13 protein-coding genes are annotated in these 16,765 nt (G+C 73.6%); 9 read left to right on the forward strand and 4 right to left on the reverse strand.

Features of this window, described 5'->3' with window-relative positions:
* Positions 1-80: 80 nt before the first annotated feature.
* On the forward strand, positions 81-1,340 hold the full coding sequence (locus CCE02nite_RS09360) for a cysteine desulfurase family protein (RefSeq protein ID WP_174774905.1): 1,260 nt from the start codon (positions 81-83) through the stop codon (positions 1,338-1,340).
* The gene (gene mnmA, locus CCE02nite_RS09365; protein WP_141389369.1) at positions 1,337-2,503 is read left to right on the forward strand and encodes a tRNA 2-thiouridine(34) synthase MnmA; all 1,167 of its coding nucleotides are present in this window, start codon (positions 1,337-1,339) and stop codon (positions 2,501-2,503) included. Before CCE02nite_RS09360 ends, mnmA begins: the two co-directional genes overlap by 4 nt.
* Here mnmA and CCE02nite_RS09370 read toward each other — a convergent pair.
* Positions 2,476-2,904 carry an ester cyclase gene (locus CCE02nite_RS09370; RefSeq protein WP_141389370.1) on the reverse strand — a complete coding sequence of 143 codons (429 nt, stop codon included), beginning with the start codon at positions 2,902-2,904 and terminating at the stop codon, positions 2,476-2,478. The two genes, mnmA and CCE02nite_RS09370, sit on opposite strands and share 28 nt — an antisense overlap.
* 173 nt (positions 2,905-3,077) lie before the next feature.
* Between CCE02nite_RS09370 and CCE02nite_RS09375 the strand changes: the two genes are divergently transcribed.
* From CCE02nite_RS09375 to CCE02nite_RS09390, 4 genes are all read left to right on the forward strand, one after another.
* Positions 3,078-4,127 carry a uroporphyrinogen decarboxylase/cobalamine-independent methonine synthase family protein gene (locus CCE02nite_RS09375; protein WP_141389371.1) on the forward strand — a complete coding sequence of 350 codons (1,050 nt, stop codon included), beginning with the start codon at positions 3,078-3,080 and terminating at the stop codon, positions 4,125-4,127.
* Positions 4,128-4,297: 170 nt separating this feature from the next.
* On the forward strand, positions 4,298-5,071 hold the full coding sequence (locus CCE02nite_RS09380) for an HAD family hydrolase (RefSeq protein ID WP_141389372.1): 774 nt from the start codon (positions 4,298-4,300) through the stop codon (positions 5,069-5,071).
* Positions 5,068-7,545: a glycoside hydrolase family 65 protein gene (locus CCE02nite_RS09385; RefSeq protein WP_141389373.1), complete on the forward strand. Its 2,478-nt coding sequence runs from the start codon at positions 5,068-5,070 to the stop codon at positions 7,543-7,545. The genes CCE02nite_RS09380 and CCE02nite_RS09385 overlap by 4 nt, the downstream gene beginning before the upstream one ends.
* 749 nt (positions 7,546-8,294) lie before the next feature.
* A complete protein-coding gene (locus CCE02nite_RS09390) occupies positions 8,295-8,630 on the forward strand; it encodes a hypothetical protein (protein WP_141389374.1) in 336 nt (111 codons plus the stop codon).
* Positions 8,631-8,637: 7 nt separating this feature from the next.
* On the opposite strand, the gene CCE02nite_RS09395 is transcribed toward CCE02nite_RS09390, so the two are convergent.
* Entirely contained in the window at positions 8,638-10,866 is a 2,229-nt protein-coding gene (locus CCE02nite_RS09395) for a prolyl oligopeptidase family serine peptidase (protein WP_141389375.1), read from the reverse strand.
* Between the two features lie 209 nt (positions 10,867-11,075).
* On the opposite strand from CCE02nite_RS09395, the gene adhE reads away from it, so the two are divergent.
* The 3 genes from adhE (at position 11,076) to CCE02nite_RS09410 (ending at position 14,694) form a co-directional block, all read left to right on the forward strand.
* A complete protein-coding gene (gene adhE / locus CCE02nite_RS09400; RefSeq protein ID WP_141389376.1) occupies positions 11,076-13,820 on the forward strand; it encodes a bifunctional acetaldehyde-CoA/alcohol dehydrogenase in 2,745 nt (914 codons plus the stop codon).
* Positions 13,821-14,015: 195 nt separating this feature from the next.
* Complete coding sequence (locus CCE02nite_RS09405) at positions 14,016-14,237, forward strand: helix-turn-helix domain-containing protein (protein ID WP_141389377.1); 222 nt, start codon at positions 14,016-14,018, stop codon at positions 14,235-14,237.
* A 67-nt stretch (positions 14,238-14,304) separates the two neighbouring features.
* Positions 14,305-14,694, forward strand: coding sequence for a DUF6907 domain-containing protein (locus CCE02nite_RS09410; protein ID WP_141389378.1), 390 nt, complete (start codon positions 14,305-14,307; stop codon positions 14,692-14,694).
* An 11-nt stretch (positions 14,695-14,705) separates the two neighbouring features.
* Here the strand turns inward: CCE02nite_RS09410 and CCE02nite_RS09415 are convergent, their stop codons facing one another.
* Both CCE02nite_RS09415 and CCE02nite_RS09420 read right to left on the reverse strand, forming a co-directional pair.
* On the reverse strand, positions 14,706-15,446 hold the full coding sequence (locus tag CCE02nite_RS09415; protein WP_255318756.1) for a response regulator: 741 nt from the start codon (positions 15,444-15,446) through the stop codon (positions 14,706-14,708).
* Complete coding sequence (locus CCE02nite_RS09420; protein ID WP_141389379.1) at positions 15,443-16,666, reverse strand: sensor histidine kinase; 1,224 nt, start codon at positions 16,664-16,666, stop codon at positions 15,443-15,445. The genes CCE02nite_RS09415 and CCE02nite_RS09420 overlap by 4 nt, the downstream gene beginning before the upstream one ends.
* Between the last annotated feature and the right edge of the window lie 99 nt (positions 16,667-16,765).

Here is a 16,765-nt window from a genome sequence, read left to right on the forward strand (position 1 = left end):
CTAGCGCTTCTCGCCGGGAAGTCCAGCGCCGCCCACTCCTCGGACCGCGAGCGCTGCGGTGCTCCGTAGACTGGGTGATCGTGACCCACCCTTCCGGCCCCGTCCCCGCGGCGGCCGCGTACCTCGACCACGCCGCCACGACGCCGCTCTCCGCGGCGGCGCGCGAGGCGTTCGTCGACGAGCTGTCGCGCACCGGCAACCCGTCGTCGCTGCACGCGGCGGGGCGTGCCGCCCGCCGCACGGTCGAGGAGGCGCGCGAGTCGATCGCCGCGGCGCTCGGCGCGCGCCCGAGCGAGGTGGTGTTCACCGCGGGGGGCACCGAGGCGGACAACCTCGCGATCAAGGGACTGTTCTGGGGGCGGCGCACGACGGACCCGCGCCGGCTCCGGATCGTCGTGTCCGCGGTCGAGCACCACGCGGTGCTCGACCCCGCGTTCTGGATGGCCGAGCACGCCGGCGCGGAGATCGTCCTGCTGCCCGTCGACGGCGAGGGACGCGTGGACCTCGCGGCGCTGCGCGCGGAGATCGCGGAGCACGCGGACGAGATCGCGCTCATCTCCGTCATGTGGGCCAACAACGAGGTGGGCACGCTCCAGCCCGTGCAGGAGGTCGTGCAGCTCGCGCGCCCCCACGGCATCCCGGTGCACTCCGACGCGGTGCAGGCGGTCGGCCAGGTCCCCGTCGACTTCGCGGCGAGCGGCCTCGACGCGATGACGGTGTCCGGGCACAAGCTCGGCGGCCCGGTCGGTGTCGGCGCGCTCGTCGCGCGCCGCGACGCCCCGCTCACCCCGGTCCTGCACGGCGGCGGCCAGGAGCGCGGCGTGCGCTCCGGCACGCTCGACGCGCCCGCGATCCGCGCGTTCGGCGTCGCGGTCGCCGAGGCCGTCGCTCGCCGTGAGGAGCGCGCCGCCCACCTCGCGGCCCTGCGCGACGAGCTCGTCGCGGGTGTGCGCGAGCGCGTCCCGGACGCGCTCCTCAGCGGCCCCGAGCCTGCCGACCACGACGCCGCGCGCCTGCCCGGCAACGCGCACTTCACGTTCCCCGGGGCCGAGGGCGACTCGCTCCTCTACCTGCTCGACTCCTCGGGCGTCCAGGCCTCGACGGGCTCCGCGTGCCAGGCAGGCGTGCCGCAGCCGTCGCACGTGCTGCTCGCGATGGGCGTGCCCGAGCAGGACGCGCGGGGCGCGCTGCGGTTCACGCTCGGCGTCACGTCCACGCCCGACGACGTCGCGCGCCTCCTCGACGCCCTGCCCCCCGCCGTCGAGCGGGCGCGGGCCGCGGGCCTCGCGTCCGGCCCGTCGCGCACCGCGGTCCCCAGCCGTGCGGGAGGTGCCGCGTGAGGGTGCTCGCCGCCATGTCGGGCGGCGTCGACTCCGCCGTCGCCGCGGCGCTCGCGGTCGAGGCGGGGCACGAGGTCGTGGGCGTCCACATGGCGCTGTCGCGCAACCGAGACCAGTTCCGCACCGGCTCGCGCGGGTGCTGCTCGATCGAGGACGCCGGGGACGCGCGGCGCGCGGCCGACGTGCTCGGCATCCCGTACTACGTGTGGGACCTCTCGGAGCGGTTCGAGGACACGGTCGTCGCCGACTTCCTCGCGGAGTACGAGGCGGGCCGCACGCCCAACCCGTGCGTCCGGTGCAACGAGCACATCAAGTTCGAGGCGCTGCTCGACAAGGCGACCGCGCTCGGCTTCGACGCCGTCGCGACGGGCCACTACGCGCGCGTCGTGACGCGCGAGGAGGCCGACGCGTCCGTCCCGGGCGGGGTGCGCACCGTGCGGGAGCTGCACCGCTCGCCGAACACGGCGAAGGACCAGTCCTACGTCCTCGCGGTCATGGGTCCCGAGCGGCTCGCCCGTGCTCTGTTCCCCCTCGGGGACTTCGTGTCGAAGGACGAGGTGCGCGCCGAGGCCGCCCGCCGCGGGCTGTCCGTGTCCGCGAAGCCCGACTCGTACGACATCTGCTTCGTCGCCGACGGCGACACCCAGGGCTTCCTGCGCGACCGCCTCGGCGCGCGGCCGGGCGAGATCGTCGACGCCGATGGGACGGTGCTCGGCGAGCACGACGGCGCCTACGCGTACACGGTCGGCCAGCGCAAGGGCCTGGGCATCGACCGCCCCGCACCGGACGGTCGTCCGCGGTACGTGCTCGACGTGCAGCCCGCGAGCAACCGCGTGGTCGTCGGGCCGGTCGAGCTGCTGAGCGTCGACCGCATCGAGGCCGGCGCGGCCGTCTGGTTCGACGACGCCCGCCCGGCGGCGGGGGAGCAGGCCGACGTCGAGGTGCAGGTCCGCGCGCACGGCGCCCCGGTCGCGGCCCGGGTCCGGGCCGTCGGCGACGCGATGGAGGTCGAGCTCACGGGGACGCCGCTGCGGGGCGTCGCCGCCGGGCAGTCGCTCGTCGTCTACGCCGGCCCGCGCGTGCTCGGTCAGGCGACGGTGGATCGGGCCTACCGCGCCGCGGCGCGACCGGCCGTTCAGCCGACGCCGACGGGCGCGGGGTGAGCGAGCGCGCGCACGAGCGCGGACTCGTCGCGCACGCACCAGTGCTCGGCCTCCTGGCCCTCGGCGAACCGGAGCACGTGCATCTCGCGCACGCGGAACCGGCGTCCCGTCGGGGCGACGCCGCGGAAGAACCCGGTGTGCCGCGCGCTGAGCTCGACGTGCAGGGCGACGAGGTCACCCTCGGCGACCGCGTGCAGGATCTCGACGCGCTGGTCCTCGAACGCCTCGTCGTACCAGTGCATCGTCGCGAGGAGGGCGTCCGCGCCGCCGTCGCAGCCGGGCGACGTGTCGTGGTTGCGGAACCCGGGCGCCAGCAGCGTCGCGAGCGCGTCGCCGTGGTTGCCGGGGATCGCCCGCGTGTGCACGGCGACCGCCGTGGCCTTGTTCTCGTGCGTGCCCATGTCGGAGCCCTTCCGCACACCCTCGTGCTCGGCGGCCGCGCGGCCCCCGGACCCCGGCGGGGTCGCGGCACGGCTCGGTTTCCCAGTGTGCTCCTGGAGAGAGGTGGTCGGCACGTGGTTCGTGACGAGAGGGCGGTCGGCGCCCCGAGCGAGGGCTCGCACGGGGGTGCGGCATGACCGCGGTGAGCGGGCTCGGCCCGTGGCCCGGCGGCGAGGGCGCGGACGTGCTGGAGGCGCAGCTCACGGTGCTCGGTGACCTCGCCGAGGTCCCGACGGGCGTGCGCGGGGTGCCGTTCCTCGTCCAGCTCCCGGGGCGCGGTCCCGGCGCGGACGCGACCGGGCGGACGGCCGCGCTGCTGCCCGGCCTCCCCGTCGAGCTGGGACCGCACGGGTGGAAGCTCGCGGACCACGGGGGCGCGGACCTGCGCCGGGCGGACGCGTACCTGCGCGAGGACCTCGAGGCGCTCGCCATCGCGGGCACGGGGTACTCGGGGCCGCTCGCCGTGACCGTCACCGGGCCGTGGACGCTCGCCGCCGAGCTCTACCTGGCGCGCGGCGACCGCGTGCTGTCCGACCCGGGCGCGGTGCGCGAGGTCGTCCAGGCGCTCGCCGTGGCCGTGGGCGACCACGTCGCGCAGGTGCGCCGGCAGGTCCCCGGAGCGGACGTCGTCGTGCAGGTCGACGAGCCGCTGCTCGCCCAGGTCGGGACGGGCGTGCTCCCGTCGTTCTCGGGCTTCTCGCGCCTGCGCGCGGTCCCCGGCCCGGACCTCGTGGACGGGCTGCGGCCCGTGCTCGACGCCGCGCGCGCCGCGTCGGCGTCGACGGTCGTGCACCTCGGTCCGGCGTGGGTGGGCGTGGCGCCCGTCGTGCTCGCCGGCGCGGACGCCGTCGGCCTCGCGCTCGGCGCGTGGGACGAGCGCCTGTGGGAGACCGTCGCCCGTGCCGTCGAGCGGGGCGTCGGCCTCTGGGCCGCGCTGCCGCCCGCGAAGGTCTCGCAGTGCGCCGGGCCCGCGCTGGGCGAGCTCGCCGACGCGGTGAGCGTGCCGTGGCGCCGCATCGGGCTCCCGCTCGCCGCGCTCGACGACGTGACGCTCCTGGGCGCCGCGCGCACGGCCGACGGCGGGCCCGGGCGCGGCGTCGCAGGCACCCCGGACGAGCATCGTGCCCTCCTCGCGAACCTCGGCCGCGTCGCCGACGTCCTGGCGGAGCGCGCCCACGCCTGAGCGCCACCTGGGCGTCGGCTCGGCGGCTTCCCGCGCACCGCTCGTCGTGCGTACGCTTGACCTCGCGCGGCGGTCACGACGGCGACGTGCGGACGGCCGCGCCCCGGCTCTCCGGACGGCCCGGTCGTGTCCCCGCGCCGACCCCGTTCCCCTCACCGCGAAGGACCCCCATGCCCTTGCTGCGAGCCGTGCTGTTCGACCTCGACGGCGTCCTCACGCCCACCGCCGAGCTCCACATGCGCGCCTGGGAACGGCTGTTCGCGCCCTACAGCGCCGCGCACGGCCTCGCCCCGTACACCGCCGCGGACTACTTCGCGTCGATCGACGGCAAGCCTCGGTACGACGGCGTCGCGACGTTCCTCGCGTCGCGCGGCGTCGAGCTGCCGCGCGGCGAGGTCACGGACGCGCCCGGCGAGGGCACGGTGTGCGCGCTCGGCAACCGCAAGGACGAGATCGTCAACCGCATGTTCGCCGACGAGGGCATCACGCCCTACCCGGGCTCCGTGCGCTTCCTCGACGCCGTGACCGGGGCGGGCGCCGCCGTCGCGGTCGTGTCGTCGTCGCGCAACACGCCCGCGGTCCTCGCGGCGGCGGGCCTGGCCGACCGGTTCGCGGTCGTCGTCGACGGGAACGTCGCGGCCCGCGAGCACATCGCCGGCAAGCCGGCCCCCGACACGTACCTCTACGCGGCGCAGCTCCTCGGCGTCCCGGCCGCGGAGGCGATCGTCGTGGAGGACGCGCTCTCGGGCGTCCAGGCGGGCGCCGCCGGGGACTTCGGGCTCGTGCTCGGCGTCGACCGCGGCGTGGGCGCCGACGCGCTGCGAGCCCACGGGGCCGACGTCGTCGTCACCGACCTGGGTGAGCTGGACGCGACGGTCCTCGACCGCCCGCGCATCGCTGCGGCGTCGACCACGACCGCACGACCCGACGAGGAGAGCGCGTGATCCGCAAGACCGCCGACGAGCAGAGCACCGTGGACCGCCTGCGCTTCCCGGCCGAGCCGTGGCGGCTCGTCGAGTCGCAGTTCTCCGCAGAGGACCTCGGCGTGACCGAGACGCTCTTCGCCGTCGCGAACGGCTACCTCGGCATGCGCGGCAACGTCGAGGAGGGGCGCGAGTCCCACTCGCACGGCACGTTCGTCAACGGGTTCCACGAGACGTGGTCGATCCGCCACGCCGAGGAGGCGTACGGGTTCGCGCGCGTCGGCCAGACCATCGTCAACGTCCCCGACGCGAAGGTCATCCGGCTGTACGTCGACGACGAGCCGCTCCTGCTGCCCGTCGCCGACCTCGTGGACTACGAGCGGTCGCTCGACCTGCGCGACGGCGTCCTGCGCCGCGAGCTGATGTGGCGCACGCCGTCGGGCAAGCGCGTGCAGATCCGCTCCGAGCGCATGGTGTCGTTCGTCGAGCGCCACCTGGCGATCATGACGTTCGAGGTCACGCTGCTCGACGCCGCGGCACCCGTCGCGATCTCGTCGCAGGTCCTCAACCGGCAGGACGGCCAGGACGAGTACCACGTGCGCTCCGCGTCGCTCGGCGAGGGGTTCGACCCGCGCAAGACCGACCAGTTCTCCGGTCGGGTGCTCCAGCCGCAGTCCCAGTGGGGCGACGACGAGCGGCTCGTGCTCTCCTACCGCGCCACGAACTCGGGCATGACGCTCGCCGTCGCGGCGGACGACCTGCTCGAGACCGAGAACGAGTGGGACGTCCGGACGCAGGTGGACGAGGACCTCGCCAAGCACGTGTTCCGCGTCCACGCGGAGCCCGGCCGGCCGATCCGGCTCACCAAGCTCGTCGCGTACCACACCTCGCGTGGCGTGCCGTCGCGCGAGCTGGTCGACCGCTGCCGCCGCACGCTCGACCGCGCGCGCGAGACCGGCGTCGAGGGCCAGGTCGCGCTCCAGCGCGAGTGGCTCGACGACTTCTGGGCGCGCTCCGACGTCGAGGTCCCCGGCCAGCCCGGCATCCAGCAGGCCGTGCGCTGGAACCTGTTCCAGCTCGCCCAGGCGACCGCGCGCGCCGAGGGCAACGGTGTCCCCGCCAAGGGGCTCACCGGCTCCGGGTACAGCGGGCACTACTTCTGGGACACCGAGATCTACGTCCTGCCGTTCCTCACGTACACGAGCCCCCGGTACGCGCGCAACGCGCTGCGGTTCCGCTACCAGATGCTCGACGCCGCCCGGCGGCGCGCGGCCGAGCTCTCGCAGAAGGGCGCGCTCTTCCCCTGGCGCACGATCAACGGCGAGGAGGCGTCCGCCTACTACGCGGCGGGCACCGCGCAGTACCACATCGACGCCGACGTCAGCTATGCGCTCGTGCAGTACGTGCGCGCGACGGGCGACGTGGACTTCCTGCGCCGCGAGGGCGTGGACATCTTGGTCGAGACCGCGCGCATGTGGGAGGACCTGGGGTTCTGGCGCGCGAACGGCGACGACAACTTCCACATCCACGGCGTGACCGGCCCCGACGAGTACACGACCGTCGTCAACGACAACCTCTTCACCAACGTCATGGCGCGGTTCAACCTTCGCGCGGCAGCGATCGTCGTCGAGCGCATGAAGGCCGAGCACCCCGAGGACTACGCGCTGCTCGTGGACCGGCTCGGGCTCGGCGCGTACGAGGCGGCGGAGTGGGTCCGTGCGGCCGACCACATGTCGATCCCGTACGCCGAGAGCATCGGCATCCACCCGCAGGACTCGCACTTCCTCGAGCGCGAGATCTGGGACCTCGCGCACACCCCCGCGAACAAGCGCCCCCTCCTGCTGCACTACCACCCGCTCGTCATCTACCGCTACCAGGTGCTCAAGCAGGCCGACGTGGTGCTCGCGCTGTTCCTCCAGGGCCAGCACTTCACCGCGGAGGAGAAGCTCGCCGACTTCGAGTACTACGACCCGTTGACCACGGGCGACTCGACGCTCTCGGGCGTCGTCCAGTCGATCGTCGCGGCCGAGGTCGGGTACCACGAGCTCGCGCTCGAGTACTTCGTGTCGTCGCTGTTCGTCGACCTCGCGAACCTCCACGCGAACGCGGCCGACGGCGTGCACGTCGCCTCCGCGGGCGGCACGTGGTCCGCGCTCGCGTGCGGGTTCGGCGGCATGCGCGACTCCGACGGCGAGCTGAGCTTCGACCCGCGCCTTCCCCAGGACTGGGAGTCGCTGACGTTCCGGGTCCAGTGGAACGGATCGCGCCTGCGCGTCACCGTGCTCCCCGACGCGATCGAGCTGGACGCCGAGACCGGCGACGGCGCACAGGTCACCGTGCGCGGCGAGAAGGTCAAGGTCGTCCCGGGCGAGGTCGCGCGCATCACGCTCGACGGTCAGGGCCCGGTGAAGCCCGGTCGCCCGAGCCTGCGCGCGCTCTCCGGCAACCGCCGCGACGACGGCACCCTCATCACCGCGACGGTCCCGCACTCCTGACCTCACGCCTGCCGAGGGAAGACCCGGGCCTGCCGAAGTAGAGCCGTGGTCCGCCGAGGTAGAGCCGAGGTCCGCCCAGGTAGAGCCGTGGTCCGCCGAGGTAGAGCCGTGGTCCGCCGAGGTAGAGCCGTGGTGGCGCGAGGTAGAGCCGTGGTTCTTGTGCCCGACGGCGTGTGGTTGGCCTGGGTGGTCGGGGTGGGTGGTGGTGCCGCGTCTTCCATCCGCCGCTCGTTCCTCGCGGCTCCCGCCAGGCCCGCCACGACGCGGCACCACCACCCACCCCGACCGGCTTCGTCGCGCCCTGATCGGTGCTCGCCTCGGGCGACTGCCCGCTGTGTCGGTCAGCTTCGGGAGCCTCGCCGCTGCGGGCCTCGCCGAGGGACCAGGTCGCCATCCGCGACTCCGTCACCTCTGGGTGGCGACGCCGACGACGGCGGGTGTCCGGCCGTCGTCGGGCACGAGCACGCCGGGTGGTGACGGCGGGACGAGCGACGGATCGCCGTCAGGCACGGTGGCCACGGTTCTGTCTCGGCCGACCAGACTCCTACCTCGGCGAACCATGGCTCTGCTTCGGCGAACCACGGCTCTACTTCGGCGAACCAGGGCTCTACTTCGGCAGACCACGGGTCTACCTCGGCGTGCGGGGCGGGCGCAGGAACTTCCCGGAACATCCTCGCGTCGGCCCGGATCGCGGTGCTCGGACGGCGGTAGGTTGCCGACGAGACGTCGGTCGAGCGCGGGGGGAAGAGATGAGCGGTCGTCGGTACGGGCGTGCGTGGACCGTTGCGGTCGCGGTCGTCTGCGCGGGGGCGGTGCTGTCGGCGTGCGACGGCGGCGGGGACCTGGAGGTCGCCAACGACAGCGGTGAGGACGTGACCGTCCGGACCGGGGACGAGGAGTCAGAGGTCGACGGGGGCGGTGGGGTCGTGTTCCTCGACTACGGCTGCACGCCGGGTGACGTGACCGTCGTGCGGGCGTCGGGCGCCGAGGAGGTCGTCGACGGGCCGGTGTGCCCGGACGAGAAGATCGTGATCCACGCCGACGAGGTGGTGCTGGTCCCCGTCGGCGCGGACGACGACTCCTGAGCCGGCGTCAGCCGAGGCGCTCGGCGAGGAAGCGGTAGTGCACCGCGGCCATGTGCGCGGCCTGGGCGTTGTTCGCCGCGCCGCCGTGGCCGCCCTCGATGTTCTCGTAGTACGTGACGTCCTTGCCCTCGCCGAGCATCTTCGCGGCGAGCTTGCGCGCGTGGCCGGGGTGGACGCGGTCGTCCTTGGTCGACGTCGTGAACAGCACGGGCGGGTACTCGCGCTCGGCGTCGAACAGGTGGTACGGCGAGAACGTGCGGAGGAACTCCCACTGCTCCGGGTCGTCCGGGTCGCCGTACTCCGCGGCCCACGACGCCCCGGCGAGGAGCTTGGTGTACCGGCGCATGTCGAGCAGCGGGACGCCGACGATCACGGCGCCGAAGAGCTCGGGGTACTGCGTGAGCATGTTGCCCGCGAGCAGGCCGCCGTTGGAGCGACCCTCCATGCCGAGGTGCTCGTGGTTCGTGATCCCGCGGGCCACGAGGTCGCGCGCGACGGCGGCGAAGTCCTCGTACGCGCGGTGCCGGTTCGCCTTGAGCGCGGCCTGGTGCCAGGCCGGGCCGTACTCGCCGCCGCCGCGGATGTTCGCGACGACGTAGACGCCGCCGCGCGAGAGCCAGGCACGGCCGAGCGCGCCGGAGTAGGCGGGGGTCAGCGAGATCTCGAAGCCGCCGTACCCGTACAGCAGCGTCGGCGCGGTCCCCGCGCCACCGTCGCCCGCGCCCTCGACGAGGTCCGCGCGACCCACGACGAAGTACGGCACGCGCGTGCCGTCGTCGGACGTGGCGAAGTGCTGCGCGACGGTCATGCCGTCGGCGTCGAAGAACGCGGGGTTGGACTTGACGACCTCCGGTGCACCCGCGGTGCCCGGCCGCTCGCCGAGCGACAGGAGCGAGAGCGTCGTGGGCGTGAGGTAGTCGGTCGTGACGAGCCACAGGTCGTCGGTGTCGACGGGGTCGACGGCCCCGACGGCCACCGTGCCAAGCTCCGGCAGGCCGGGGATCTCGGAGCGCACCCACGGCGCGTCGGCGGTCTCCTGCCCGACGGCGGTCCCGTCACCTCCGGGCGCGGCGGCGTCCGGCGGCGTGAGCACGTGCAGGCGGTTCTTCACGTCGTCGAGCACGTTGACCACGAGGTGGTGGCGCGTCCACGTCGCGCCGGCGAGCGACGTCGTCGCCGTCGGCTCGAAGAGCACGGTGAAGCCGCGGTCGCCCGCGAGGAAGTCGTCGAACCGCGCGACGAGCAGCGAGCCCGCGCGGTACGTCGCGCCGCCGACGGTCCAGTCGTCGCGCAGCTCGACGAGCAGCCACTCGCGCCGCACCCCGACCTCGGCCGAGTCGGGCACGTCGATCTTCGTCAGGCGCTGCTCGGGCGTGCCGGTGTGCTGGGCGAGGTAGAGCTCGTCCGAGTAGAACGCCTTGGAGCGGTGGACGAAGTCCCGCTCGAACCCGGGCGTGTGCGAGCGCCAGGCGGAGATGTACATGTCCTCGTCGGTGCCCTCGTAGACGGTCGCGGCGTCGTCGAGCGGGGTGCCGCGCGTCCAGCGCTTGACCACTCGTGGGTACCCGGACGGCGTGAGCGTGCCCTCGCCGAAGTCGGTGAAGACGTAGACGGTGTCGGTGTCGATCCACCCGAGCGAGCCCTTGGCCTCCGCGCGGAAGAACCCGCCGTCCGCGGGGGCGACGAACCGCTTCTCGACGAGGTCGAACTCGCGCGTGACGTCGGCGTCCGACCCGCCGGGGGAGAGCTCGACGAGCGCGTGCCGCCACGGCTCGCCCGCGGCGAGCTGCTCGGGGGTCGGGCGCAGGACGCTCGCGCCGTGCCAGACCCACGACTCGCCCTCGGCCGCGGCCAGCGCGTCGAGGTCGAGCACGGTCTCCCACTCGGGGTCGTCCGTGCGGTAGGACTCGAGCGTCGTACGGCGCCAGAGGCCGCGCTCGTGCTGGGCGTCGCGCCAGAAGTTGTAGTACCGGTCCCCGATCTTGGAGACCTCGGGGATCTTGGCGTCGGAGTCGAGCACCTCGCGGATCGCGCGCTCCGTCGTGGTGAACTCCTCGGCGACCTCGAGCGTGTCGGCGACCTCGGCGTTGCGCGCACGGACCCAGGCGAGCGCCTCGTCGCCCTCGACGGCCTCGAGCCAGAGGTACGGGTCGTGGGGCGCGCCGTCGTCAGGGAGCGCGGTCTCGGCGGGGTTCTGGGGCGCGGGCGCAGGGCTCGTCGTCTGCTCGGCGGTCATGGTCCCCCACCCTACGGCGGTGCGGGCGGTGGTGCGGAGGTCACCGGGTGACCGGGACCTTGGGCCCCGAACGGCCGTCCGGCCTTGTCGGGCAGCGTGCCTTGTGAAAACATTCACAAGTAGAGAGACCGCTGAAGGAGCCGGGGCAATCCGGCCCCGGCAGCACCCGCGGCCCGACGCCCGGCCCGCCCGGGCACCGGAGGGGACGCATGAGCGCGAAGAGCGCCGGCACGAAGGTCGAGAACCGCACCGAGGACACCCGCACGACGCAGGAGATCGACGTCCTCGTCGAGCGAGCCCGCAAGGCGCTCGACCAGTACATGAGCCTCACGCAGGAGGACGTCGACCGGATCGTCCTCAAGGCGTCCGTCGCGGGCCTGCACCAGCACGGCCACCTCGCGCAGCTGGCCGTCGCCGAGACCGGGCGCGGCGTGTTCGAGGACAAGGCGACCAAGAACATCTTCGCGTGCGAGCACGTGCCCAACTCGATGGCGAACCTCAAGACGGTCGGCATCATCGGCCGTGACGAGCTCACGGGCGTCGTCGAGATCGCCGAGCCCGTCGGCGTGGTGTGCGCCGTGACGCCGGTGACCAACCCGACCTCGACGACGATCTTCAAGTCCCTCATCGCGCTCAAGACGCGCAACCCCGTCGTGTTCGCGTTCCACCCGAGCGCGCAGCGCTCGTCCGTCGAGGCGGCCCGTATCGTGCGCGACGCCGCGGTGGCGGCCGGCGCACCCGACGACTGCATCCAGTGGGTCGAGCACCCGTCGATCGAGGCGACCAACACGCTCATGCACCACCCGGGCGTCGCGCTCATCCTCGCGACGGGCGGCAACGGCATGGTTCGCGCGGCCTACTCGGCCGGCAAGCCGGCGCTCGGCGTCGGCGCGGGCAACGTCCCGGCCTACGTGGAGAAGAGCGCCGACCTCGGTCGTGCGATCAACGACGTCGTCATGTCGAAGGCGTTCGACAACGGCATGGTGTGCGCGTCGGAGCAGGCGCTCATCCTCGACGACGTGATCTACGACGACGCGATGCGCGAGCTGGCCCGCCTGCACGCCTACCGCGCGACACCCGCCGAGAAGGCGATGCTCGAGCGCCTCATCTTCGGGGTGGAGGCGAACGGGACGAACTGCGCGGGCGCGAAGCTCAACCCGAAGGTGGTGGGCAAGTCGCCCGTCTGGATCGCGCGCGAGGCCGGCTTCGAGGTCCCCGACGACACGTCGATCATCCTCGCGGAGATCGACGACGTCGGCCCCGCCGAGCCGCTGAGCCGCGAGAAGCTCACGCCCGTCCTCGCCGTCCTGCGGGCGCGCGACACCGAGCACGGCGTCCGCCTCGCGGAGCGCATGGTCGAGCTCGACGGCCTGGGCCACTCGGCCGCCATCCACACGGCCGACCAGGACCTCGTCGAGCGGTACGGCTCGCGGGTCAAGGCCGTGCGCGTGCTGTGGAACAGCCCGACCTCGCTCGGCGGGATCGGCGACATCTACAACGCGCTGCTCCCGTCGCTCACGCTCGGGTGCGGCAGCTACGGCGCGAACTCGGTGTCGAACAACGTGTCGGCGGTCAACCTCATCAACGTCAAGCGGATCGGGCGGCGCAACAACAACATGCAGTGGTTCAAGGTGCCCGCCAAGACGTACTTCGAGCCGAACTCGATCCAGTACCTCGCGCAGATGCGCGACGTGCACCGCGTCACGATCGTCACCGACAAGGTCATGAGCCGCATCGGCGTCGTCGACCGCGTGCTCGACGTCCTCGCCCGCCGTGAGGAGAAGGTCGCGATCCAGATCATCGACGCGGTCGAGCCGGAGCCGAGCGTCGGCACCGTGAACCGCGGTGCGGAGTCGATGCGGGACTTCGAGCCCGACACGATCATCGCGATCGGCGGCGGCTCGCCCATGGACGCGGCCAAGGTCATGTGGCTGCGGTACGAGCACCCGGAGATCGAGTTCTCCGACATGCGCGAGAAGTTCTTCGACGTCCGCAAGCGCGCGTACAAGTTCCCGGAGCTCGGCGGCAAGGCCAAGCTCGTGTGCATCCCGACGTCGTCGGGCACCGGTGCGGAGGTGACGCCGTTCGCGGTCATCACCGACCCGGAGACGGGCTTCAAGTACCCGCTCGCGGACTACGCGCTCACCCCGACCGTCGCGATCGTCGACCCCGTCCTGACGGACACCATGCCGGCCAAGCTCGCGGCCGACTCGGGCTTCGACGCCCTGACGCACGCGACCGAGGCGTTCGTCTCCGTCTACGCGAACGACTTCACCGACGGGCTGTGCCTCCAGGCGATCAAGATGGTCTTCGAGCACATCGAGGACTCGGTCACGCAGGGTGCGGCGGCCCCGAAGGCGCGCGAGAAGATGCACAACGCGGCGACCATCGCGGGCATGGCGTTCGGCTCGGCGATGCTCGGCATCGTGCACGCCATGGCGCACACCGTGGGCTCGACGTTCCACCTCGTGCACGGGCGCACCAACGCGGTGCTCCTGCCGCACGTGATCCGCTACAACGGCCAGGTGCCCACCAAGCTCACGAGCTGGCCCAAGTACGAGCGCTACGTGGCCCCCGAGCGGTTCCAGGAGATCGCCAAGCACCTCGGCCTGCCGGCCTCCACCCCGGAGGAGGGCGTCGAGTCGTACGCGAAGGCGGTCGAGGAGCTGCGCGCCAAGGTGGGCATCGAGCCCACGTTCGCCGCGCAGGGCGTCGACGAGACGGCGTTCCTGAGCCGCCTGGACGACCTCGCGCTCCGGTCGTTCGAGGACCAGTGCGCACCTGCGAACCCGCGGATGCCGGTCCTGGAGGACATGCGCGACATCCTCGTCGCGGCCTACCGCGGCAGCAGCCGCGAGGTCGTGCGCGCGGAGCGTCTCGCGGCCCACGAGGTCGCGCGCGCCGAGGACGGGCAGGCGGCGACCCCGCCTGCCGAGACCGTGGCGGCCGGCTGACGCGACCAGCGACAGGGTCCGACCCCACGAGAACCCGGAGCCCGACGGCGCGAGTCCCCTTCCGCCGTCGGGCTCCGGCGCGCTCGCGGCCGCTCGACGTGTGCTATCTATAGGTAGCATGGGAAGCTGTTCAGGGACGGGTTGATACCCATAAGTCTGTAGACCGACGAGTAGCGCTGGGCGACGGTTGCACGCGTGCAAGGAGATCTTCAACGTGCGTTGGGTGAGAACCTGCGGGCCCTCCGGGTCCGCAGGGGGATGAGCCAGGAGGACTTCGCCGAGTTCCTGGGGGTGCACCGCACCTATATGGGCGGGATCGAGCGCGGCGAGCGCAACCTGACCCTTCGTTCGGTCGAGAAGCTCGCCGAACGTCTGGAGACGGACCCCGTGTCGCTGCTCCGTCCACCGGCTCCCTGACCGCACGGTCGGCCGTGTCGGACGCGCCGGGCATCATGGTCGGCGTCGCCCGGGGGAGGTGAACGGCATGACCGACGTGCTCGACGGCACGACAGGGGGATCAGCAGTGGGGGTTTCGCCGCTCCGCAGGCCGTCCTGGCAGGTGGACGACTGCCCGCCGTGGTGCGCCGTGGTGCACGAGGAGAGCGACCATCCGCACGACCGCAAGCACGTCAGCGCCGAGATCGCGGTCCCTGTCGCGGCGCTGGCCGAGCACGCACCCCCGGGCGGCGACCGGAGGGACGAGTGGCGGGCGACCGAGCTCGTGCTCTCCCTCCACCGCCGCGACGCCTCCCACGAGACGTGGGTCTACGCGGGCGACGGCTTCGAGCAGCGGATCGAGGTCCTGCTCGGTGACATGTGGCGGATCGTCGCGGCGTTCGAGCACCTCATGGAGGGTCTGCCACCGGAGGCGTGACGGCTCCCGGGTCAGCTGCCACCAGGGCGCACGAGACCGGCCTCGTAGGCGAGGATGACGAGCTGCACGCGGTTGGTCAGCCCCACCTTGGTGAGCAGCGACCGCACGTGGCTCTTCACGGTCGCCTCGGTGAGGTGCAGCTCCGCGCCGATCTCGCGGTTCGACAGCCCGCGCGCGACGGCGAGCAGCACCTCGCGCTCGCGGGGCGTCGCGGCGTCCAGCCCGGTCACGGGCGCGCGGGTCGCGGCAGCGTCCGGCCCGAGCGGCGCCGTCCGTGCGAGCTCGACGTACGTCGTGATGATGCGCCCGGTGACGGCCGGGTCGAGCAGCGAGTCGCCCGCGCGGACGCGGTGCACGGCGTCGACGAGCGTCTGCGGGTCCGCGTCCTTGAGGAGGAACCCGGCCGCCCCGGCGCGCAGCGCGCCGTACACGTACTCGTCGTCGTCGAAGGTCGTCAGGACGAGCGTGCGCACGTCGGCGAGCTCGGGGTCCGCGACGATGCGCGCGGTCGCCTCGATGCCGTCGAGGCGCGGCATGCGCACGTCCATGAGCACGACGTCGGGGCGCAGGGCGCGCGCCATGGTCACCGCGGTCTCGCCGTCCCCGGCCTCGCCCACGACCGTCACGTCCGGCTCGTTGTCGAGGATCATCCGCAGGCCGAGCCGGATCGTCGACTGGTCGTCCACGACGACGACGCGGACCGGGGGGAGCGCGGCGCCGGTCCCGTCGGCGCCCGGGGCGAGGGCGGTCACGCGGCCTCCCGGGGGATGCGTGCCTCGACGGTCCAGCCGCCGCGCCCGTCCGGTCCGGCGGACAGCTCGCCCCCAGCGGCGAGCGCGCGCTCGCGCATGGAGGTCAGCCCATGGCCCTGGCGCCCCTCGGCTCTCGGGAGGGGAGGGCCGGGGTCGTGGACGCGCAGGCGCAGGTCGGGGGCGTCGTCGGTCAGCGTCACGGTGACGCCGCGGGCGAGCGAGTGGAGCAGCACGTTGGTCAGGGCCTCCTGGGCGATGCGGACGACGGCGAGGCCGGTCTCGGCGCTCGTCGTCGGCCACGGGCGGGGGAGCGTGAGGTCGACGGCGCGGCCCGCGTCGCGCAGTCGGCGCGCGGCCGCGCGGAGCTCGTCGGGCGCGCGGGTGCCGTCCGGCGTCGGCGCGAGCGCCGCCGTCCCGCCGTCGGCCTCGGTGCCGCGGCGCAGCACCTGCACGACCGAGCGCATCGCGGTCAGCGCCTGCTTGCCCTCGTCGCTGATCCAGCGCACGGCCTCGGCCGGGGCGTCGGGCTGGTTCGCCGCGACGCGGTCCGCGGCCTGCGCCCTCACGACGATCGCGGACATGTGGTGCGCGACGACGTCGTGCAGCTCGCGCGCGATCCGCGTGCGCTCGGCGAGCACCGCGCGCTCGGCCAGCTCCGCCTGGAGCGCCTGGAGCTCCGCGTTGCGCTCGCGCAGCCGGTCGGACGTCAGCGCGAGGCGACGGAAGAAGAACCCCGCCGCGACCGCGCCCAGGACGAGGGCGAGGGCGAGGAGCACGTCCGACGGCGACTGGGCGAGCCCGAACCATCGCGGGAAGAACGGAGTCGGGGGGAACGTCAGGTGCGGGCGCTCCCACAGCTGCGTCGCGAAGGCCGAGAGACCGCCCGCGAGGCCGGCGAGCGCCCACGGGACGGCGCCCGAGCGGGTCGCCGCGAACCCCGCGACCAGGAGGGGGAGGAGCTCGAACGGCGTCTGCGTGGGCCACGGCAGGGCGAGGGGATAGAGCATCGCCGTCGCCCAGAAGAGCGGCCCCGGCACGACGCGGCGCAGGGCGAGGGTCAGGACGATCCACAGCCCCGCCACGCGGTACGACTCGGGGTGGCGGGGATACCAGTAGTCGCCGCTCTCCATCACGGTGATGACCCCGAACCACACGAGGCCCGCGGCGAGCGCGGTCACGAGGTCCTGCGCCCACACGGGCAGACGGGTGAGCCGGTGCACCCGACCACGGTAGCCGGGGCCCGACCCGCGCGGCACCGCCCGGGGTGGGAGGGCCCGCCGCGGGCCCTCCGCCCTGGGGCGGAACGGCGTCGGGCCGGG

This window comes from Cellulosimicrobium cellulans (genome assembly GCF_006539945.1).
Taxonomy (GTDB): domain Bacteria; phylum Actinomycetota; class Actinomycetes; order Actinomycetales; family Cellulomonadaceae; genus Cellulosimicrobium; species Cellulosimicrobium cellulans.